At 49.6% G+C, this 22248-nt stretch carries 19 protein-coding genes and 1 pseudogene; 4 read left to right on the forward strand and 16 right to left on the reverse strand.

The genetic code is table 11. From position 1 onward, the window contains the following. Window positions 1–155: 155 nt before the first annotated feature. On the reverse strand, window positions 156–1109 hold the full coding sequence (locus MKZ24_RS31670) for a phosphotransferase (RefSeq protein WP_340789773.1): 954 nt from the start codon (window positions 1107–1109) through the stop codon (window positions 156–158). A 262-nt stretch (window positions 1110–1371) separates the two neighbouring features. After that, complete coding sequence (locus MKZ24_RS31675; RefSeq protein ID WP_042233144.1) at window positions 1372–1608, reverse strand: hypothetical protein; 237 nt, start codon at window positions 1606–1608, stop codon at window positions 1372–1374. Between the two features lie 625 nt (window positions 1609–2233). Between MKZ24_RS31675 and MKZ24_RS31680 the strand changes: the two genes are divergently transcribed. Further along, window positions 2234–3073, forward strand: a complete 840-nt coding sequence (locus MKZ24_RS31680; RefSeq protein WP_042233143.1) for an aldo/keto reductase — start codon at window positions 2234–2236, stop codon at window positions 3071–3073. A gap of 103 nt (window positions 3074–3176) precedes the next feature. Next, a complete protein-coding gene (locus MKZ24_RS31685; RefSeq protein WP_340789776.1) occupies window positions 3177–4175 on the forward strand; it encodes an S-layer homology domain-containing protein in 999 nt (332 codons plus the stop codon). Window positions 4176–4316: 141 nt separating this feature from the next. Here the strand turns inward: MKZ24_RS31685 and MKZ24_RS31690 are convergent. The 5 genes and pseudogenes from MKZ24_RS31690 to MKZ24_RS31710 all read right to left on the reverse strand — a co-directional run bounded on the left by MKZ24_RS31690 (window position 4317) and on the right by MKZ24_RS31710 (window position 9317). Beyond that, window positions 4317–4974, reverse strand: a pseudogene (locus MKZ24_RS31690) (Type 1 glutamine amidotransferase-like domain-containing protein). A gap of 291 nt (window positions 4975–5265) precedes the next feature. Continuing rightward, the gene (locus MKZ24_RS31695) at window positions 5266–5664 is read right to left on the reverse strand and encodes a hypothetical protein (RefSeq protein WP_156122967.1); all 399 of its coding nucleotides are present in this window, start codon (window positions 5662–5664) and stop codon (window positions 5266–5268) included. A 111-nt stretch (window positions 5665–5775) separates the two neighbouring features. Then, window positions 5776–6369 carry a hypothetical protein gene (locus tag MKZ24_RS31700; protein ID WP_156122965.1) on the reverse strand — a complete coding sequence of 198 codons (594 nt, stop codon included), beginning with the start codon at window positions 6367–6369 and terminating at the stop codon, window positions 5776–5778. A 473-nt stretch (window positions 6370–6842) separates the two neighbouring features. After that, window positions 6843–7256, reverse strand: a complete 414-nt coding sequence (locus tag MKZ24_RS31705) for a hypothetical protein (RefSeq protein WP_042233134.1) — start codon at window positions 7254–7256, stop codon at window positions 6843–6845. 81 nt (window positions 7257–7337) lie between these two features. Then, window positions 7338–9317, reverse strand: a complete 1980-nt coding sequence (locus tag MKZ24_RS31710; RefSeq protein WP_042233132.1) for a GTP-binding protein — start codon at window positions 9315–9317, stop codon at window positions 7338–7340. Between the two features lie 288 nt (window positions 9318–9605). Between MKZ24_RS31710 and MKZ24_RS31715 the strand changes: the two genes are divergently transcribed. Continuing rightward, window positions 9606–10574 (forward strand): S-layer homology domain-containing protein, encoded by a 969-nt coding sequence (locus MKZ24_RS31715; RefSeq protein ID WP_042233130.1) that lies wholly within the window; start codon window positions 9606–9608, stop codon window positions 10572–10574. Window positions 10575–10690: 116 nt separating this feature from the next. Here MKZ24_RS31715 and MKZ24_RS31720 read toward each other — a convergent pair whose 3' ends face one another. From MKZ24_RS31720 to MKZ24_RS31735, 4 genes are all read right to left on the reverse strand, one after another. After that, window positions 10691–11455 carry a hypothetical protein gene (locus MKZ24_RS31720; RefSeq protein ID WP_340789780.1) on the reverse strand — a complete coding sequence of 255 codons (765 nt, stop codon included), beginning with the start codon at window positions 11453–11455 and terminating at the stop codon, window positions 10691–10693. Window positions 11456–11557: 102 nt separating this feature from the next. Continuing rightward, window positions 11558–12007, reverse strand: coding sequence for a GNAT family N-acetyltransferase (locus tag MKZ24_RS31725; protein ID WP_340789782.1), 450 nt, complete (start codon window positions 12005–12007; stop codon window positions 11558–11560). 6 nt (window positions 12008–12013) lie between these two features. Further along, window positions 12014–12928 carry a GNAT family N-acetyltransferase gene (locus MKZ24_RS31730; RefSeq protein WP_340789783.1) on the reverse strand — a complete coding sequence of 305 codons (915 nt, stop codon included), beginning with the start codon at window positions 12926–12928 and terminating at the stop codon, window positions 12014–12016. A 515-nt stretch (window positions 12929–13443) separates the two neighbouring features. Next, window positions 13444–15654: a Tex family protein gene (locus MKZ24_RS31735; RefSeq protein WP_340790260.1), complete on the reverse strand. Its 2211-nt coding sequence runs from the start codon at window positions 15652–15654 to the stop codon at window positions 13444–13446. A gap of 430 nt (window positions 15655–16084) precedes the next feature. On the opposite strand from MKZ24_RS31735, the gene MKZ24_RS31740 reads away from it, so the two are divergent. Continuing rightward, entirely contained in the window at window positions 16085–17200 is a 1116-nt protein-coding gene (locus MKZ24_RS31740) for an IS110 family transposase (RefSeq protein ID WP_340781212.1), read from the forward strand. A gap of 483 nt (window positions 17201–17683) precedes the next feature. Here the strand turns inward: MKZ24_RS31740 and MKZ24_RS31745 are convergent, their stop codons facing one another. The 5 genes from MKZ24_RS31745 to alr all read right to left on the reverse strand — a co-directional run bounded on the left by MKZ24_RS31745 (window position 17684) and on the right by alr (window position 22080). Continuing rightward, a complete protein-coding gene (locus tag MKZ24_RS31745; RefSeq protein ID WP_042233126.1) occupies window positions 17684–18895 on the reverse strand; it encodes an MFS transporter in 1212 nt (403 codons plus the stop codon). A 320-nt stretch (window positions 18896–19215) separates the two neighbouring features. Continuing rightward, entirely contained in the window at window positions 19216–19860 is a 645-nt protein-coding gene (locus MKZ24_RS31750) for a TetR/AcrR family transcriptional regulator (protein ID WP_339842955.1), read from the reverse strand. 192 nt (window positions 19861–20052) lie between these two features. Then, window positions 20053–20403 (reverse strand): type II toxin-antitoxin system PemK/MazF family toxin, encoded by a 351-nt coding sequence (locus MKZ24_RS31755; RefSeq protein ID WP_019913013.1) that lies wholly within the window; start codon window positions 20401–20403, stop codon window positions 20053–20055. 3 nt (window positions 20404–20406) lie between these two features. Next, window positions 20407–20688 (reverse strand): CopG family ribbon-helix-helix protein, encoded by a 282-nt coding sequence (locus tag MKZ24_RS31760; protein WP_039307597.1) that lies wholly within the window; start codon window positions 20686–20688, stop codon window positions 20407–20409. A gap of 210 nt (window positions 20689–20898) precedes the next feature. Continuing rightward, a complete protein-coding gene (alr, locus tag MKZ24_RS31765; RefSeq protein ID WP_042233123.1) occupies window positions 20899–22080 on the reverse strand; it encodes an alanine racemase in 1182 nt (393 codons plus the stop codon). Between the last annotated feature and the right edge of the window lie 168 nt (window positions 22081–22248).

Consider the following 22248-nt stretch of genomic DNA (forward strand, 5'->3'; position numbering starts at 1 on the left):
CTGTATAGAGCGTGACTGCACGTGCTGAGCAGTAGACGCAAACTGTGCAGTAAGGAGGAAAATTATGGTGAGAAAACTTAGCCTATCGCGGCAGCTCTAAACGAAAACCAAAGCCATAGACTGCCGCTGTGTTGTTGTTTCACTAACGTTTCTCGTTAGGTTGGCGAAGTTCCCACCACCATGTCTAAATATTTCTTTAAGTCATCTTTGGCGTGTGAATTACTAGTCCAAGCTCCTAAATTCCAACTCATATATCTAAGTCCCAGGTAGCGGGAGGCGATTGCATACATTTGATTGAAATGATCATAAGAAAATTCTATGCTTTTATCAGCCAGTAGCCCCTTGTAATCCTCAATTTGTTCCGAGGTACCACAACGCAGAGGGATATCTAAAAATAAAGAGCCATACCTAGCTTCTTCCCAATCAATAAAAAGTACGTCAGTATTGTTATGTACCAATACATTTCCTGGATTAAGGTCGTTATGAATTAATGTTTGGCTGCTTTCATCATTTATTAAATGTTGAATATCCTCGAAAATCGTATTAGCTACAGCTTCCACAAAGGGGATGTAATCCCCGAAGATGTCTATAAACTGTTCGTTTCTCTTAGCAGCTTGCCATTGGGGTTTCCACCGCTCGTATATCATCTTTTCTATATGTAAGCTGTCTACTTCAGGTAACCATGAAAGTTCTCTCCTTTGGCCAAAGTTAGAGGCGTGAATGTATGATAGTGCCTTCGTTTCACTTTTCTGAAGTAACCTAACATTTATGTTTCTATAGTTTGTTTGATAATCAACATCCTGTATACAAATAAGAAACCTTTCATCTAATTCAGAACCATCGGAATAAGAAAAAGGTACACTTGCTCTTTGGGAGTAAAGCCTCGTCAGTACCTGACGTTCAATCCTGGTTGCATATTTTGAAACAAGGGACAACTTCGATGTTTCGTCAAGTACTTTTATTAGTACACTATGGCGCATTAACTCAACTGCTTGTGAGCCCATACTGATAGGAGTGCTTTCAATGCTTAAAACTTCTGCTTTAGGGTCCATATATTTCTTTGCAGTCTCTTGTAACAATTTTAGGAGATTGTTATTTATTAAAGCCAAGTTGCTCACCCAATCATGTAATATTTTACCTAAATGTACCACAATCCTTAGTTTCAATGTGAGAAAAGTTTTAGACCTTTTGCTCCACTAATCTGCCTGTTAGCTTAATGCCTTCGACGGCTAATATTTTATATTCTTATGAGAAGTGGTTCCGTTAGTTATTACGCAGTACGAAGAGGTAACGCCAGTAAGATGCAAAGAAAAAACCGGCAAAAGTGCCGGTAGATTATCCAATGTATCATTAAGCCTACTAACGATCTTGTCAATCAACAATATTTCTGATCTTAATTAGCTCGTTAATAAAATAATCAAGTTGATTCTTAGTTGATTTAATAGAAGCAGTACGACTATTTTTTTTGGTTTTATAATCCTGTTTTAAAGCATCTAACGCTAATCCGGCAGCCAGCGCCGCGATTCCGTCACCTAATGCAGCAATAGAGCCTCCAATAAAAGCCAACTGGGCAATTTCAATATCGCGTAGGTCCTTATCAATGGCCAATTTCTGTACCTCCTCTTCTCATCTGTACTAATATATGTTCGCGATCACATGTTGTTAAAAAAGGTATTCCGAACATATGAACATACGAAGATGCAAAGAATTGAAGATATGATTTCAATCCACGTTTCCGCATGGGGAGTGACCTAAGCTACTGGCTGCTCTAGAAGAGGCACAACAAATTATAATCTACGATCCCGCACGGGGAGCGCGACAAGTACATTTATATCACAGAGACACAGGCAGTCGGATTTCAATCCACGCTCCCCACACGGAGTGCGACAGTGGAAATCCGCATAATCTATGCTTCCCCCGCATCAATTCTCTATTTTTTCATTAAACTATACGAGAAAAAGTATACATCAATCATTGACTTTTGATAAACACTCTTTATTCCTTATGGGTTCGACAAAGTCCGAGGTGCGAAGGACCCGGGGATTTCATGGGGCTTGGCATTCACAGCGAGCAAGGCCCTTCGTTCAGCCATTTGGTTCGTCTCGATTATCTTTCCCAAAGATTGATCCCTGCCTTCTTGTGCTATAATCGTTCACAAAGTCAAACCATTAATGAAGGGGACGATCTTCAGGAAGCTTCCATGCCTGAAATAAAAGAGGAGGGTGACTCTTAAATGGAACATTTCGTTTTGAATAATGGTGTGATGATGCCGAAGATTGGTCTGGGTGTGTATAACATCAAAGATAATAATGAAGACGCTGTACTGTGGGCGCTCAATAACGGGTATCGGCATCTGGATACGGCGGCAGCTTACCGCAACGAGGAGCTGATCGCCAGTGCCATCCGGAAATCAGGCGTAAACAGAAACGATCTCTTTATTACAACCAAAGTATGGAGTACTGATCTGGGGCGGAAGACCCGTCAGGCGTTTGAGACCAGTCTGCAAAAACTGCAAACCGATTATATTGATCTTTATTTGATCCACTGGCCAGCCAAAAACTATCTGGAGAGTTGGCATCTAATGGAGTCTCTATACAAAGAAGGAAAGATCAGGGCCATTGGAGTCTCTAATTTTGAGCAGCATCATCTGGAAAAGGTCATGATGCAGGGAACGATTATACCTGCTGTGAATCAGATCCAAACGAACCCGCTTCTGCAGCAAGGTGCGCTTCATGAATTCATGGGTAAGCATGGTATCCAGCATGTTGCCTGGAGTCCCTTTGGACACGGGAACAAGCAGATGCTTGCCCACCCTGTACTAACCGAAATTGCAGCCAAATATGATAAAACAGCGGCGCAAGTCATCCTGAGATGGAACCTTGGGCGGGATATCGCAGTGATTCCGAAATCGGTTACTCCCGCAAGGCTGAAACAAAATATGGAAGTGTTTGATTTTGCGCTGTCTGACGAAGAGATGAACCAAATCTGTGCCCTGGAACAAAATAAAAGAGGCTTTGTCGATCCTCAAAACAAATTTTACCTATGGACAACCCGCTTTATCCCATTGTCATAACTATCATTAACAAAGTAATGTTTATCTCCCGCTTTAGATTTTTCTACACCAACTGCAACATTTCCCCTCTAATAACCATCATAGTATATAGAGGTGATGCACAATGAGAACAACTAATATTATAAAGCGCGCAAAAAAAATGAGCATCGCGTGCGGAATCCTGGCTGCCAGCTTGTCGTTTGGAGCATCCGCTTTTGCCTTTTCTGATCTGAACGGACATTCTGCCGAACCCAAAATCAATGCGCTGCATGATGCCGGTGTGATTAACGGTATAACCAGTGATCTTTTTGCTCCTAACGCTAAAGTAACCCTGGCGCAAGGCGTTCAATTTCTCGTCAAAGGGCTGGCGCTGACACCAAGGGCGGATATGGGCAACACCCCTTCTACAGCCAGCAGTTTTTTTGACAATGTAAAAGATAATGCCTGGTATGCTTCCTCTTTCCTGGCCGCCAAACAGAGCGGTTTGACTCTGGCACAGAATGCCAATCCGAATGCAAACCTGACCCGCGCAGAATTCGCTCATCTGCTCACGGAAGCCTTGCAGAGTAAAGGTAATTTTGCCGTTACCAAAATGTATTTCATGGTTGAGGATGGCGACAAGCTCTCTTCTGATGTCATGAACAGCCTGCAAATTCTGCTGAACACGAAGGTTATTACGCTGGACAACGGAAAATTCCGCCCGGCGGATATCATCACCCGCTCCGAGGCTGCTGTTATGGTTCATGATGCCGCTGAGTTTGCAGCACGGGCCATCAACCAAGACGATACAGTAATTGAGCCTTCTGAACCAGAACCGGTTCCGGTTAATCAATACGTTTCCAATGTTGTCCTGGAAAAAGCTGCTGAAGGCGTTAATAAAGCCACCATCACCGTCGATAATCTGCCTAATCCCGGCTACGGCCTGGCGGTAGAGCGCATCGAATTCACCAGTCCCACCAAAGCAGTGATCTACTTCAAAATAACCCTGCCCGATCCGGATATGATGTACCCGCAAGTCATCACCAAAGGGACGGTCTCCACTTATCTGCCCGAAGGCTACACTGCTACAGCAGAGCCTGTTATGGGATCGCGTTGGCTGCAGCCGGCAACCGATGTTGAGTGATTAATTTGTGAAGCAAGGCTAATTGTAAAAATAATTACAAATAAAGTAAATAACAGATCATGCCTGCCTTCCGGGACATGATCTGTTTTTTACTTCCACGTATTCCATGTTAGGAAACCTGAGATGACTCGCCGTAAGCCTTTAGAGCGTCTCAGCCAATTTCTGAATCTTTGAGCGGGAAATTAAATATATAGGACCCATTGTTGCTATTTTGCCGTCTTTTACTCGTATAGCGCTCTCTTGTTCTGCCGCATATACATCAATCTCTTCAGACAAAGGGAACAGGTAGCCTCGAACAAACGTGGCGTAGTCACGTTGAGAATGGGATTCATAGGCAAAAGGATCAAAGCCAATTCCCTCATAAATCGTACTTGTTTCAACTTCATCGCCAGTGTTATCCAGGCTTAACCATTTGGCAGCCATGTTTAACGCACCGGCGCTGGCACCCAGTATAACGGCATCGCTGTTCTTAATAACATCTAATAATTCATAATCCGTCAAAAAATCGCTCTGCAAAGCAGGATACCCACCGCATAAAAAAATGACAGAAGCGTTGTGAATGAACCTCTGGGCATCCTCCTTCTGCATACGGTAATCAATGAAATGATATTCATTTAGCTTGATAGAGCCATGTCCATTCAGAAATATCATCAAAGTTAATTTGCTCATCTGTATAACCAGACGGGTCAGCGCTAATCATGACAAGCGATTGTCTGTCTTGTATATCCTCATGCAAACAATGGACCAGCTTCTCTGGAAAATAATTATTAAACCAACTGAAATAGTAGTGAGCACTCAAACTTAGATACCTCCATATGTATTATTTACATTCATCCCTTCTTAACGATAAAACATACTATACTCGCTAAAAAGATGAACGGTTCTTCAGCTATTTCACTTGCACTCCCATGAACACTTTTCATAAATTCAATCCTACATTACCATAACCTAGAATTGTAGTATGTGGAATATGTTTGCACGTTAAACTGCCCGTTAGATGATGTATGGCGAGGAAGGAGCGAGGAGTTTAGGACGATTTTTTTGTAATCATCTTCTTAATTGTCGTCTTTGGAATTGTTGTGTTGGTTCTTTATATTGAATCTAAATCTTGAGCAGTATCAATATCCTTAAGAACCGCTGTTCCAAATTCCTGAATGTCTTTAATACTGCTGTAATAAGTAAATACTTTGCCCGAAGAATAAATTGTAATTAAATACATCTCTTTATCAGATTGCTGAGTCCATTTCCATTCAAACGATTCATCATAATGTGAAAAATAACCATTGTATGAGATCACGGGAAAATTAATAAGCATTTCAATGAATTTATTTAAGGTAAAGTTCGTCCATCCTATTTGACTATCTATAATACTTCTATTCTCAGTATTTGAAACAATAAATCTACAGCCTTGATCAGGTCTCACATCACGATAAATAAATTCCAAATCCAAAAATTTATTATTGTCATAATGGTCTTGTAATTTAGCCACAGTAATACCCCCGTTAACAGTTAAAGGACTATGCAAATCTATAATCGATTGTTCACTGATTAAAAACAATATCAACTATAAAAATGCCTAGTCCAATAACTAATAATTATATTATCTAAAAGTAAATGTTGAAGGCTTCCAACGACCTGCATTAACTCTATTTGGCATAGTATTATCATTGTCAACGTAAGTGGTAATTATGATGTTGTCAACCAAAGATAAGACAACGGTGAGTTTGCTACCAGGGTCATACATTATTCTTGATTGCCCTAGAACATCTTCAAATTTTAAAACTCTTAACATTGATACTGCAGTTTCGGATAATATATTATCTAACATTATTTCTGTAATACCTCGTGCAACAGCTTGTTTAATTGCATGATTTTTGAGAGTAGTTGTAACGTTTTTCTTTGTTGCAGTTACAACAACGTCATCTGCATTTTTAGCAAGAAGTTTAAAAACAACTTTTACTAAACTAACAATACCAGCTCTTGCTTGAGGATCAGATTCGTTTTGATTGATTTGACTTTTTTGATATTCCAGCAACCCTTCTTCATAAGGATCGCTACTTATAACTTGGACGTTTGTTGCCGCTTGATCAGTGACATTTGCTGAGGAAGAAGATGCGAATGCGAAAATTGGGTTTATACTAATTGCGAGAGATAGAGAAACTGCAATGAATTTAAAATATTTACTCAATTTCAACAAAATAGCACCTCGATTAAATATTAGTAGATTGGCCAATCTCAAAACCTATTCTATCTCATAAAAAATGGAAAGTCAAAATTTGAGATAATTTCCAATTGGATACTCAATTAGTGGTAGGATATTATACATCCCCTTATGAAGCTGGCTACTAGTGCCCTTTCCGAGATTATAGTTGTTGGGACAACGGGTAATTTTACGTAAATCCAACTCTCTCGAGGTGAGCGGTATGACTATTTTTGTTCGTACTTACTCAGGAATAAGGCACCTGCCTCCTTCGGATTGCCTGCAAGGGAGCCGATCCGGTTCGGGTCCGTCGAACTTTACTTATTCTGGCCTCTGCTCAAAAAATGAAAGTCCGACCTTAAGGCTGGCGAAAATTCCTGGTTGGCCAAATTTACCAGATTCACTTAAACCCGAAGATTTTATTAGGGCTTCCTAGGGTTTATATCCCCACGCACAAGTCTTCCCTCCTAAGTATGAAAAACCGTCATTAGAAGAATCAGCAAACCGCTGATCAGCCCGAACAGTTCGAGTGCAAACATTCGGGAACGTTTTTTCCGGAAAAATAAAATAGAGGGATGGGCCAGACCAGCCGTCATATACAGGAGTGACAGCAGCAGGCCGAAGCTAAGCAGTGAAAATATGGGGTTATCCGCCTGGGGCACACCGAGGAAAATGACCAGCAGTATGAGCGCAGTCAGCAAGTAGAGGAACCAACGGGTAAACCGGATAACTGGTCCGGATTGTACCGGGAGAGTGTTATCAGGGGCTTGCTGTTCACGGGTATGCTTCTCCAGTGCCCGCCGGAACTCCACTGGATTCTCGCTTCGCATTCGCTGCATTTGGTTCGCATTGTCGATTCGCCGCTTCAGGCTTCTGAACATGCGGTTCACTCCTCTCCACTGCTGCTTCTCTCGTTATACTATGCTACTGATTCTCACGCCCTGCCTATTTCTCTACCCATCCTACCCCTGCAGCGCCTTCCGCACGCTCAGAATATACTTGGCCTGATCCAGCGGGTTCACGCCCCGGCGGGTACGCTCAGCAGTGACGTCCGGCGGGCACGGTTCATAGCCGGCAAAAAAGGAAGTAAACGTGCTCCGCCCCTTCGTGTAGGAGCTTAAGGTCACAGGATACTCTAGCGAGGTTGCCAGTGGCAGCCTGCCTTCAATGATCATCCGATCGCCCTGCAGCACGGGCGGCTCAAAGGTGCCGCGCATCTGCACAAGGTCGTTCATCACACGGCCGCCGTTCTCCTCAGGCACGACGATGCGCACCTGCAGGACCGGCTCCAGCAGGCTGGTGCCGGTATGGGCCAGCCCATCCATGATGGCCATGGGCGTAGCCACGGCAAAATCCAGCGGATGGGTATGCCACACATGGTGGTTCCCCTCCACCAGTGTGATCTTGAGGTCGGTAACCTCCCACCCGCGCAGACCCTGCTGCAGCGCCTCCGGCACGCGGCGGGCCGTCTCGTTCTGGTATTGCGGCAACAGATCGGAGCTGCGCACCAATGATTCATAGACGAGGCCGCTGCCCGGCGGGCCGGGCTCAATCTGGAACCTCAGAATCGCCCAGCACGGCTTCGGCATCAGGTAGGCAACGTAGCCTTCTCCTGCGCGGCTTGGCGTTTCGCGGTAGATCACCGACGGCGGGCCGAAGGTGACCTTCAGTCCGAATCGTTCCTGCAATACACTATCCAGGATCTCCAGCTGGATCGGCCCCATCACCTTGATATGCAGCTCCCGCTCCTCCTGCAGCCACTGAGTATCCAGCAGCGGGTCCTCGTCGGCCAGCTCCTGAAATGCGGCAATCACCTTATGGTCGTCGGCATCCGCTCCCCAGAAGACACGCACGGTCAGCAGCGGCACGGCAAGCTTGGCCTCCTGCGGAATGGCCTCCGGCCGGCCCAGTACATCGCCGATCCGCACGCCGGACAGCCCATAGACTACAGCGATGTCACCCGCTTCCAGCGCCCCCACATCCTCGGTGCGTCCGCCTTCGACCTTGCGGATCTGCGTCACCTTGCCCTGAACCTCCTGCGTATAATTCATCACCGTGTCCCGGTTGCGGATAGTTCCTTGATAGAGGCGCACGAAGGCCATGCGGCCCATGCTTTTGTCACGCTGGATGTTGTACACGATGCCGGACACAGGCTGCTCCGCATCCCCGCCCGCGCGGGGGAAATACTGCGTCATGGCATCGAGCAGCGCCGTGACACCGAGACCTTTGGCCGCTACGCCATACACCAGCGGATACATTCTTCCTGCAGCCGTCCGAACGGCCAGCTCTCTTTTCCACCGCGCCAGATCTGCCGTACCGCCCGCCATATACAGCTCCAGCAGCTCTTCATCCCGCTCCGCGAGCGCTTCCAGCAGCTCTGTCCGCGCCGCCGCGTCTGCGCCTTCACTCCACAAATCCGCCGCCCCTATGTATTCCCGTTCCCTATAGAAGGGCTGCTGCACAGGCACAATATCCCCGGACAGATAGGTCCGCGCCTGTGTTAGCACAGCGGCTGGATCCGCGCCAATCCGGTCCATTTTATTCACGAAGATGAGCGTCGGAATTCCCAGCTTACGCAGCGCATTCCAGATCATCTCGCTCTGTGCCTGCACGCCCTCCACTGCTGACAGGATCAATACCGCACAATCCATCACCCGCAAGCTGCGTTCCACCTCGGACAGGAAATCCACATGCCCCGGGGTATCTACCAGGTTAATCTGCACTCCCCGCCATGTAAACGAAGCCAGAGCCGCCCGCACCGAAATTCCCCTCTGCCGCTCAACCTCCATGGAATCCGTCAACGCCGTTCCGCTGTCCACACTGCCAAGTGCGCGAATCCGCCCGCTCTCATACAAAATATGCTCCGTCGTAGTCGTCTTCCCCGCATCCACATGGGCAAAAATCCCCACGTTGATCCGTTCAATCTCCTGCTGCTGAATCATCTATGTTCTCCTGTCATGAGCTGAATTTATGAATGGCCCGATAGTAGTTGAATCCGTTTACTGACTCTGCTTCAAGTGTACAGCCAAATGCCGCTAATGTTCAATCGTTAAGCACTTTCCCGGATGACAGTCCTCCCGTCTGCTGATACTACCCTCAACGAACGAGTCTTCTGCAATTAGGGTACAGACGAACATCACTCAGCCTAACTAATATTTTTCAGCTTAATCAGATCTGCCTGCAACATTTCGGCCCCTTTAGCCATCTAAGAGTATAAGAGGTGAGGCACAATGAAGAATAAATCATTCCAGAAGCGCGCTACAAAAATCACTCTAGCGTGCAGCATTCTGGCTGCAACAGTATCATTCGGAGCATCGGCTTCCGCCTTTTCGGATATGAAAGGCCATGCTTCCGAATCCAAAATTAATGCACTTCATCAAAATGGCATCATTAACGGAATTACCAGTGATAGGTTCGCACCGAAATCCAAGCTGACTTACGCCCAAGGCCTGCAGTTCATCGTCAGCGGCCTCAAGCTGTCTCCGCAGAATACTACCGGCAGCAAAGCCAGCGATTACTTCGACAAGGTAAAAGATAACGCATGGTATGCCTCCGCATTCGTGGCTGCCAAGCAAAGCGGATTGTCTCTGGACAAGTCCATCGACCCCAATGCGGCAATGACTCGGATCCAGTTCGCTCACTTGCTGACCCAGGCGCTGCAGAGTAAAGGGAATTTCCCGGTTACGCTGATGTATGCGGAGATCACAGATGGCGGCAAGCTGTCTACAGCAGAAATGAACAGTCTGCAGATTCTGGTCAATACCCGCCTGATCACACTAGAGAAGAATAACACCTTCCGTCCGAATGAACCGGTTACCCGCGCGGAAGCCGCAGTCTTGATCTATGATGCAGCCAAATTTGCCAAAGAGGTAATCACTCCCGATGACAGCGCCACTGCTCCGGTTAATGACTATGAAGCAGCGGTTACACTGGAAAAAGCGGCAACAGGCGTAAACAAAGCCACTGTAACGGTTGAGAATCTGCCTAACCCGGGTTACGGCCTGTCGATTGAGCGGATTGAATTCGGTGCTAACCAAACAGCAGTGATCTATTTCAAAGTGACTGCACCGCCTGCCGGCTCCATGAATCTGCAGGTCATCTCCAGTGCCACCGCCGTGACTTACCTGCCAGAAGGTTATACAGCGGTAGCCAAATCTGTAACAGGTTCAGCTTCTGCTGCTTCATCCGCAGGGATGTAAGTGAGAAATTTATAAACGCATATTCGTCAAAAGAAGCCGCATCACCGTTGGGATAACCAAGGGATGCGGCTCTTTGCGATTTTACGAATAACTGGCTGGCGCTTTCAGTCCTTACGTTAAGGTGTCCACTGATCATGAATGATCCCTACAAGAATATGGTCCTGGCCATTCTTCTCAAAAACCAGCCGCAGGCTGCGCCAATCCATGCCCTCTAAAGAAGGATCGATACCGGCGATATGATATTCTACGAAGTCATGGGTCTCCTTGGGGTACACCTCATTGAGATTATTTAGAGTTGTTCCTTGGCCCAAGCCCTGATTCAGTGCAACTTCAGATTTACCGGAAAAATCCGCATCGTACACAAACCGCTTATAATAGTCCGCAAAGGTCAGCTTAATCAGCTCTCCCGTACCGGCGAACTCACGCCATTCGCGCTTTACCGGATCTTGCATGGCAGCCTTCAGCTCATCCTGGCTTAACACAATGTCTTTATCAACATCTACATAAGCGTAAGGGGAGAAGCGGACCCCTCTGTCCCGGTGTACCCACGCGGCGAGCGTCTCCATATTCCCGTTCTTCAGCGCCCGCATTACTGTGGTTGCCGCTTCCAGCGCTGTAGGCGGTGTGCCTTCCTCCGGCGGTCCGGGGTCTTCCGCTACCGGAGTTGGTTCCGTAGCCTCAGGACTTGGAGCTGGCGTTGCCGCCGGTGCCGGGGATGGAGATAGCGATGGTACGGCCGTAGCAGTCGCTGGGGCAAATGTCTGAGTCTGCTCCGGTGTGGATGTGGTCCCCGGCGCCGCTTCCGGCGCTGAGCTGCAGGCTGTAAGCATTAGCATTCCGGCCGTTAACGCAGCGAATCCAATGGATCTTGCCTTATACATGATATCCCTCCTCATGCTGCTATTCTTACCCTTTTAGACGCTGCCCGCCCCGATATAGTTGCAGGGCGCTTGTCACATGGGGAGGTAAGCATTGGGAGGGGGCTAGTTACTGATTTGCAGCAGACGTACAATTTCACCGTCAATTACTTCTTCACTGGCTTTTAGAAACCCTAAAGCTTCATACATTCTTCCCGCAATCAGATTGTCTGGCCGGTGTCCAATCATGATTCTAGTACAATTGGAATCACTCATCAGCTGAATCAAGGTTTCCATTGCAGCCTTGCCATAACCTTTGCCTTGATGCTTGTGATCAATCATTAAGGCAGGAATCCAACAGTTATCATCCTTGTCTGGACGGGTACAAAATACGAGAAATCCAACGGGGACCTCTTCTGAGTAAATCGCACGCAATTCAAATTCATCAACATATTTCGATTCAGCAATCCAATAAACCACAGGTGCAGGAAAAACATTCAACTGCTCTGGCTTAACTGTAAGTTGGGTGCATTCATACCAATTATTAATACACACTGGCTTTAGTTCCACAGTCATATAAAATTATCCCAGCTCCGTATACAATCTGATCTCCTGCCGTCCGGTTTGAAAACCCACGGATTCGTACAGGGACAGCGCCGATTCATTGGTAGTCATGGCGATAAGCTGCGCCTGCTCCAGCCCGTGCTCCTTCAGATACGCCAGGGCACGGACCAGCAACGCCTTGGCGATCCCCCGTCTTCTCCATGGCTCACGGACAAACACATCCTCGATAATCCCTTTTTGATCTTCCTGCCAGACCATCAGACTGCCGGCAACCTTGCCTGCATCCCGTACAACAGCCGATGTCCAGAGCGGATGCTCCTGATATTCCATCAGACGTTCCACGCCCAGCGGGGTATCCGGCCAGATCTCCGCCTCCAGTTCCAGATAAGCTTCTCTCTGCTCCGGCGAATCCAACTGAACCCACGCTGATTCAAGACCTGCCGCAAGCTTTACTACGGGTATAGTTTCGTTCAAGTCACGATGGAGCGTATATAACCGGCTATGCGGCAGGTAACCCAGATGCTGTGCGAAATAAGTGTTGCAGCTCTCCTCCGCAGCGTAATTCCCCGTACACAGAACCGTTCCGTATTCCCGGGGCAGTGTTCCCTTTAGCTCATGCGCCCGTTCCAGCAGAAGGGAGTAGATACTATCCAGCAGTCCGATATCCTGTTCACGCCCGGGCAGTGTTTTCAGATTCACAAAAATCTTATGTTTGCTCCCAGGCAGACGTCCAGGGGGAACTACATTGAAAATCTGCAGCTGGCCTTTGGCCACCATTTTGTCCCCTTCAAAGGCACAGATTACATTCTTCCAGTTGCTCTCCTCCCCTACCCACCAAAAAAGCACATCCTCCTGTGCCGATACCTGCGCATACATTTCCCCAAGCGCCGCCATATCATTCTGCCCGAAATTCCGGATCACTCTATTGCTCAATACCAGTCCGCCACCTTCTGTTTTTGTTCATCATAACACTGTGTAGAAGAGGGATTAAGATCATTAATAATTATAACCATTCTTTACCGCAGCTTGGCCTGTAGCGTTTCTTCTGCTATTTAAGGTTGCCAAAAAACGGCTGCGCCGTCCTGGTCAAGGAAGCGCAGCCGTCCGTCTGGTCAAGCAGGTTGGTGCTTGGGTTGGTGCTTGGGTTGGTGCTTGGGTTGGTGCTTGGGTTGGTGCTTGGGTTGGTGCTTGGGTTGGTGCTGATTTGGGTCTTATTCTATCTTGATTGGTTATTAGCCGTGGTGTTTCGTATTCGTTTCTTCTGCTGCTGTATTCATTGGCTGGCCATTATTAATAGGTTAGTTTGCTGGAGCTCCACAGTGACTGTCCAAGATCCAGTTGCCCGGGTGCTCCACTCCACTGGACATGTCGGCATTCTTCCTTGCGGACTCCAGAGACTCCCCGTATACCGCCTGCCCTTGCTTCAACCTGCCGGCGATATCGTGGGTCTACTTCACGCTGCCGGCCACCTCGCGCGGCTGGCGCATGGTGAGGCTGACGCGGCCCTTCTTCAGATCGACGCCCATCACCCATACGGTGACATTGTCTCCCACGGAGACCACGTCCATCGGGTGCTTCACGAAGCTGCCGCTCAGCTGGGAGATATGGACCAGCCCGTCGTTCTTGATGCCGATATCGACGAACGCGCCGAAATCGATCACGTTGCGGACGGTTCCCTGCATCTCCATGCCGGGAACCAGGTCCTCGATCTTCAGCACATCCGTGCGGAAGATCGGCAGGGGCAGCTCCTCGCGCGGATCGCGGCCCGGGCGCTGCAGGCTCTCCAGGATGTCGCGCAGCGTAGGCACGCCGACATCCAGCTTCACAGCCAGCTCGGCGGCATCCTGCACCTCGAGCTGCTGTGCTACTTCCTTGCTGCCGAGCCTCTCCACATCGAGGCCCAGCTCACGGAACAGCCGGTCGACCACCGGATAGGATTCCGGATGGATCGGCGTGCGGTCCAATGTGTTATCCCCTCCGGGGATACGCAGGAAGCCGATGCACTGCTCGTAGGATTTCGCGCCCAGGCGCGGCACCTTCTGCAGTGCCTTGCGCGTGGCGAACTTGCCGTTCTCCTCGCGGAACTTCACAATATTCTTGGCGATCGTCGCATTGACTCCCGCCACATAGGACAGCAGCGAGGCCGAAGCGGTATTCACGTCGACACCGACGTGGTTAACCGCCGACTCCACGACGCCCTTCAGGCTCTCCTCCAGATGTTTCTGCGACACATCATGCTGGTACTGCCCGACACCGATCGCCTTCGGGTCGATCTTCACCAGCTCCGCGAGCGGGTCCTGCACGCGGCGGGCGATGGAGGCGGCGCTGCGCTCCGCCACATCCAGGTCCGGGAACTCCTCCTGCGCCAGCTTGGAGGCCGAATACACGCTGGCACCTGCCTCGTTAACGATCAGGTAGGCCAGCTCAGGATTCCCGACCTCGGCAATGACCTCGGCCGTGAACTGCTCCGTCTCCCGCGAGCCGGTGCCGTTGCCGATTACGATGAGCTGGATGCCATATTTGGCAATCAGCTCTTTGAACTTGGCCGCCGCCTCTTGCTTCTTATTGTTCGGCGGCGTCGGATACGTGACCGCTACCTCCAGCAGCTTGCCGGTATCGTCCACAACGGCCAGCTTGCAGCCGGTGCGGTAAGCCGGGTCTACGCCCAGCACATGGCGGCCCTTCACCGGCGGCTGCAGCAGCAGGCTGCGCAGATTTCCGGAGAAGATGGAAATCGCCTGCGCCTCCCCTTTTTCCGTCATCTCCCCGCGCACCTCGCGCTCGACGGAAGGTGCAATCAGCCGTTTGTAGGCATCCTCGGTCACTGCTTCTAGCAGCTCTTTGACCGGGGACGGACCCTTCACCAGCTTGCGGATAATGAAAGCATGAATCTTGTCGGCAATAATCTCAATGCCGACCTTCAGCACATTCTCCCGCTCCCCGCGGTTAATGGCCAGAATACGGTGCGGCGGCATTTTGTGCACAGGCTCACGGTAGGAATAGTAATTCTCATATACGCTCTCCTGCTCCGCATCCTTCGCTTCGGAGACCAGAATCCCCTGGCTCGCCGTATACTGGCGCACCCAGGAACGGATGGCCGGATCATCGGCAATATTCTCGGCAATGATATCCATTGCCCCTTGGACAGCAAGCTCAGCACTGTCTACACCTTTATCCGCATCTATATATTTCGCCGCTTCTTCATAAGGATTGCCCTGGCGGCGCTGCTCCATGATCCAATCGGCAAGCGGCTCCAGCCCCTTCTCCTTGGCAACACTGGCCCGTGTCTTGCGCTTCTGCTTGAACGGACGGTACAAGTCCTCCACTTCCTGCAGCTTCACTGCCTTCATGATCTGCGCCTGCAGCTCCGGGGTCAGCTTGCCCTGCTCCTCAATGCTGCGGATGACATCCTTCTTCCGCTCACCGAGGTTGCGCAGATATCCAAGCCGTTCCTCGATGTCGCGCAGCGCGTTCTCATCCAGCTCTCCGGTCATTTCCTTGCGGTACCGGGCAATAAACGGAATCGTGTTGCCCTCATCCAGCAGCCCTACCGTAGTCCGTACCTGCTTCAGGCTAATGCCCAGTTCCTTCGCAATTGCTGCAGTAATCAGTTCCTGCTCCTGGCGGGCAGCTGCTTCTTCCGCCGCTTGACCTGCCATATTAGTATCAACGCTCAAGTATATCCCTCTTTCTATACACAGTCTGAGTTCATAACTCTCTACTAAAATACTATCACAGTTTGCCGCAGGACCAAAGTTTGGCACGGTAAAGTACCCCGGCAACGCAAGCTACCAACCCGGTGATAACTCAGCAGATTTGCGGGATCCCAAAACATATTTCGCCCGAAAGGCGAAATATGCAGCTTACCAAGGTTAATTGGAGCCTACCTTACATATCTTGCCCGTTTAAGGTTCCCTTAGGCACCCGCTCTGCAACAGTAGTTGGATAAACGTATCTTATTTTAGCTGTTTTGGAGCATTTGAGTGAATTAGTTATGATGAACGAAAGGCAGCCCCTGTTCGCACACCTTAGGTTAAAATGGGAGTAAGGACAACCATTTCAGAGCTAAATGCGAAAGGAGCTGTTACTATGAAGAATACCATAAAATACGTAGGTTTGGACGTGTCAAAAGAAAAAATTGCAGTGGCGATTGCAGACGAGGGACGGGACCCCGCACGGTATCACGGAGCGATTGCCCATACGCCAGATGCTGTAGGACGACTCATTCGGAAACTGAAAAGCCCGGAGGTTACTCTTGAAGTCTGCTATGAGGCAGGACCCACCGGGTATGATTTGTATCGCTGGCTGACCAAGATGGGAATTTCCTGCACGGTCATCGCCCCCTCACGTATTCCTCAGCGTTCAGGCGATGCCATTAAAACCGACCGACGGGATGCAGAGCGGCTCGCTCAGCTCCACCGTGCGGGAGAATTGACGGGCATTCATGTACCCACTCCGGAACTCGAGGCTCTTCGGGATCTCATCCGAGCCCGGGAGAATGCTCGGGAAGAACTGCACCGGGCCCGGCAGCACCTCGTTCATTTTCTGTTACGGCACCAGATCCACACCCCGGAAGGGATGAAAAAACGCTGGACGAAACGATACCGGCTGTGGCTCTCTACCTTGACGTTTGAGCATACCGCGCAAGAACGGGTATTCACCGAGATGCAACAACAGTTGCGGGAGGTGGAGGAGCGCATTAAACGGCTAGAGGAGGCCATGCGGAAAGAAGCCGAAATCTGCCCGTACGCCTCTGTGATTCAAGCGCTCCAGGGTCTTCGGGGGATTGCCCTGCTCACGGCCATGACGCTCGTCGTTGAAATCGGGAATTTTGAGCGGTTCCGTTCGCCTGCGCAGCTGATGAGTTACCTGGGACTGGTTCCGCGGGAATCTTCTACAGGACCCAAGACAAGACGGGGCCGCCTGACTAAAACAGGAAATGCCTCCGTAAGGCGTGCTTTGGTGGAATCGGCCTGGAGTTACCGTTACCTTCCGGCGGTCAAAGGCGATTTAGAAAAGCGGTTAGAAGGGCAAAGGGCTCATGTCCAGGAAACGTCATGGAAGGCGCAGGAGAGATTGCACAAAAAATATGTGCAGATGGTCAAACGGGGAAAACACCGAAACTTGGTGATCGCAGCGGTGGGACGGGAATTGGTCGGATTCATTTGGTGTGTTGCGGTAAAGGCAGAAGCAGGAATCGCATAATATAGAACAAGAAAAAGCCTGTCCCCAAAGGATGAATCCTTGGGGCATGGAGACAACGAGAAAGGTTCGAGGAGAATCCACGAAATCCAACTGCACAAAACCCGGATGGGTTTGACGTGCGACAATAGTTTAGGGAAGCTCCTTCGACGTAGGCCTAACATGTGGAACCAACCCACGGATAGCAGTGTGCCAGCCGACGACTCGCATGTTGTCTCCATGCCCAAGGGATTGAAAAAACCTTTGTTAAAAAGGGAAGAAACAGGGGGATTGACAAATTCGTTCATAGCAGTTGGATAAACGTCATTTAATTCCATGCGCTTCCACTGCTTTGGCTGATATGCCTTAGATTAAGTGCTGTTTTTCCAACTGCTGTTTGAGAGCAGCTTCTTCATTTATGAGGAAGTGGAAAAAATCCAACTATTTCCTTGGCCTGCTGCAGCCCCCCTGGTTAATGAGGAAGTTCCCGGTGTCTTTACCCTCCCGTTACCGCATCACCGGACTCCGCCGGCTCCGTTTCCTTCTGCCGTAACTCAGCGACATGAGGAAGCAGAGCACCATGACGAGCGCAGCCGCCGCATAAGGGAAATTCACATCCATATCGAACAGGATTCCGGCAACAATCGGGCCGGCAATATTGCCAAGACTGGTGTAGGCAGAGTTCATCCCCATGACAAACCCCTGCTGCGATTCATCCGCCATCTTGGAGAGTTGTGTGCCGACGGCGGGGCGGAGAATATCCATTGCCAAGAATACGATGAAGGTCACTGCAACGATAGCTGCGAACCCATGAACGAACAGCGTGAGGAAGATAGACAGTCCGGCAATGAGCAGACAGATGGAAATCACTCTATTTTCGCCGAAACGGTTCAAAATCCAGCTAAACACTGTAACCTGAACCACCGCACCCGCGATGGAACCGAATGTCAGGACAAACGCAATATCCTTAGGAGTGAACCCGAACTTATGATCCACAAACAGCCCGAACACTGTATCATAGTTAGCCAGCCCGAAGGAGAGAACGAATATGATCACCAGACCGAAGAAATAAGGCTCCCGGTAAGAGCGTAGCATCTGCATCCCCAGATTCTCCTTGTTCCCCTCATCAGACTTCGCTTCATGTCGCTTCTCCGCAGACAGTGATTCCGGCAGAACGGCAAAAGTAATGAGTGCCACAACGGCAGCCGCTCCGGCAGCGACGAAAAAAGGGACCCGGATGCCGAGCTCAGCCAAATACCCGCCAATTCCCGGACCAATGATGAATCCCGTAGTGATGGCCGCATTAATCAAGCCCATACCTTTTGCGCGTTCTTCAGAAGAAGTCGTATCGGCAACATAAGCCATAACCGCCGGCATAATCATCGCCGCACCCGCACCGCCGAGCATTCTGGATACGAAGAGCAGCCAGGGTACCGTGGCCAGACCAAAGAGCAGCTCCGAAAAGGCAAAGACAATTAGTCCGGCGATAATGATTTTTTTGCGGCCCATCCGGTCCGACCAGTTCCCGGCAAACGGTGATACCAGCAGCTGTGTCAGGGCAAAAGCGGCCACCAGCAGTCCGACAACACTCCCGCCAATGCCCAGCTCATTCATGTAGGTCGGCATAATAGGGACAACCAGACCAATCCCCGTGAACGCCAAAAATATATTCAACATCAGGAGCAGCATCGCGCCCCGGTTTCTTAGTAATAATGACATTGTAAATCCCTCCGTATTTCCCGGGCAAATCTTCAGGCTCCAGGTGTACTTCATCTCATGTAATAACAGTCTCTCCCATTAACGGCAAAGAACTCATAACGGCACGGGTACAGCTGCTTGCATAACGCCGTGGACTAGACCGACCATCCGGTCTATTTAAAAAATGATAATTTATACGCTTCGCACCGCAAATAATTATCCCTATCTTTCACGCAGAAACAGCCTGAAAGCAATATGCAATATCGCTGCCTCGGAAGCATAAGCTCCTATGAATGAAGCTTAGCCGTTTCTGCTTGTGGATTAATAATCCCGTTTACCGTTCAGCTCTCCCGGGTACGCAGTCCTTGAAGCAACAGCTGAATGGCCCCGCGGTAATATTCCCTGATATCCTCAGGCCCCTTGGCGAGTGCTGTAATCTCGCTGACCCTGCCGATCCCTTCCAGCATGCCGCTGACGATGGTCACATAGTTGTCCAGATTGCCTGGAATCAGATATCCGGAATCCATACCCTCCTGAAGCAGGTCACGGCAGGCCTGTGAAGCAGATTCGTAGATCTGCGAGAGCCGCTGGCGGATATCATCGGTAAGCGTACGGGATCTGGCGTATTCCTCCAGCGCATGAATCAGCGGATTCTGGAAGTCATTCGCGTAATGGTCTCCCAGCGCGAACAGCCTGGCTTCCGTCCCGCTGATCTTACTCCGCAGCTCCTCCCACTCACAGAGCCACTTCTGGGTATCATCCTCCACCACATACAAGAACAGTTCATCCTTGCTGGGAAAATGGTGATACAGGCTACCCTTGCTGACCTTCGCAGCTAAGCAGACTTCATTCATACTTACCGCACCATAACCCTTGTGTGCGAACAAATGTGAAGCATTCTGCAGAATGCGGTTCTTGGTTTCTTCTCCATCCGAGCGTCCTTTGATATGTATCCCCCCTATAGACCGACTGACCGGTCTAATTATAACATAAGGTCAAGCCCTAGCACAACACCCGGTGAGACTATCCAATAACCCACACAGCGGGACATTATCTTCGATGATTACGCAGCTACTTTCCGTGAACTCCGAACGTATTTATCCTTGTAAAAAAGGCATACCGGATACATCTCCGGCATGCCTTTTAGTACAATTATTGATGTCATAGCCCTATATGGTTCAGAAGTCAATCAGACCCAGGCTGATTTGCAGCGAATCATCCACCAGCTTCATGGTCTCATCGTCCAAGTGGGTGATCTTATCGGTTAAGCGTTGTTTGTCAATGGTCCGAACCTGCTCCAGCAATATAACGGAATCCCGGTCAAAGCCATGGGCAGCCGCATCAATCTCCACATGCGTCGGCAGTTTGGCCTTCTGGATCTGGGCAGTGATAGCTGCCACAATTACAGTCGGGCTGAAGCGATTGCCAATGTCGTTCTGAATGACCAGTACCGGCCTAACTCCGCCTTGCTCTGAACCCACGACCGGTGAAAGGTCGGCAAAAAAAACGTCGCCGCGTTTAACAATCAATATTTACACCCCGCTTACTAAGCGGCCAAGAGTACTGTCTGCATCTTCCTCTGCGAGAAAGGCCTCGCTTGCCATGGTCAAATTAATCTTAGCCATTTCCATGTATCCCCGCTGCATCGACTCCCGGATGGTACGTTTCCTCCGTTCAGTCAAGTACAGCTTCATGGCCTGCCTGATCAATTCACTACGGTTAGAGTTCTCCAATTGAACGATCCCATCCACTTCCTGCAAGAGATGATCGGGCAAGCTGATCATGATTCTTTTGGTGTTCTGCAAATTGGCCACCTTCTCTTCCACCCCCACAAACCTTCTGCCCTTGTGTTCCAGTGTTACAATATACAAGGAATTTTATACAAGGAATATATGCCGCCAGTATATCAAGTATGCTGCATCCCATTATAAACTAGAAATGGCGGTTCGTATAGACTATAAGTCACATGCTCTATACGGGTAGTCCTTATTTTCAATTCCTGGATAAGGTCTCTGGTCAGGGCTTCAAGTCTGCAGCAAGGGATTCACGAGGTTGGGTAACATGCCTTCGCGTACATATACGCGGGGCACCCGGTGAGCCAGCATACAGATGACTTCGTAGTGAATCGTCCCAAGATGGAGCGCCAGTTCGTCTGCCGTGATCGACACAGCTCCCTGGCGGCCGATGAGTACAACCTCTTCGCCAGCTTTGATTTGTTCCGCTTCTTCAGCGAAAGATTTGAGTGATACCATACACTGGTCCATGCAGATGGTTCCGACGACAGGAACGCGGCGTCCGCGTATTAGCACCTCCGCTTTGCCCGTTAGCATGCGGGAATATCCGTCAGCGTATCCCACGGGAAGCGTAGCGATAACCTCATCGCTGTCCGTGAAATACCGGGTGCCGTAGCTGATGCCTGAGTCAGGCGGCAGGGTCTTGATATAGACAGCCTGCGTCTTCAGCGTCATTACCGGGTGTAAAGCCACCAGCTCACGGTTCACCTCACTTGAAGGATAGAATCCGTACAAGCTTATGCCTACACGCACCATGTTGCTGGATAAGAGAGGTGTATCAATGGCCGTAGCGCTATTGCCCGTATGTATGATCGGGATCTTAATATCCATATCCCGAAGCGTTTCCGCCACGCTCATGAAACGTCGGTGCTGCATCAGTGTATAGCTTTTGTTCTGTTCGTCTGCCTTAGCAAAATGAGTAAACATGCCCTCCAGCTCCGCCTGCGCTACTGAATGCACTTCAGCAATGAAAGCAGGTGCATCGGCCGGCAATAATCCCAGCCTGCCCATCCCGCTGTCAATCTTGATGTGCACCTTCAGCCGGTGCTCCTTCTCTACAGGAAGCGCTCTAACAGCTTCCAGTACTTCCGGTGTGAACAGTGTTACGGTAACGTTATTCTTCCAGGCAACGGCTATTCCTTCCGGGGAGGTGTAGCCCAGCACCAGAATAGGAAGTAGTATTCCCGCCTGACGCAGCTCCAATGCCTCATCCAAAAAGGCGACACTAACATAATCCGCTCCAAGTCGTTCCAGCTCCCGGGTCACTTCCACGGCACCGTGTCCGTACGCATTTCCTTTGACGCATCCCATGAATTTGGTCTCCGGCAGCAGTGCCGCCCGGAAAGCCTCATAATTGGCACGCAAATCATCCAGATTGATCTCGGCTACTGTCGGTCGATAGCTTGCTTGCACTTCAGGTTCACCTTCTTACATTGTAGTAAAACATCTACGCCGAAATCACATAGAACTTGGGGTCTTACTGCAATGGTAATGCTCGGGAAGGCCGCTGTCAATGTAAGCAGAACTAGCAAAAAACGGACACTGCGTGTAGAGGAATAATTCCCACATTGCGCAGTATCC

It is taken from the genome of Paenibacillus sp. FSL R7-0297 (assembly GCF_038009025.1).
Classification (GTDB): Bacteria; Bacillota; Bacilli; order Paenibacillales; family Paenibacillaceae; genus Paenibacillus_AQ.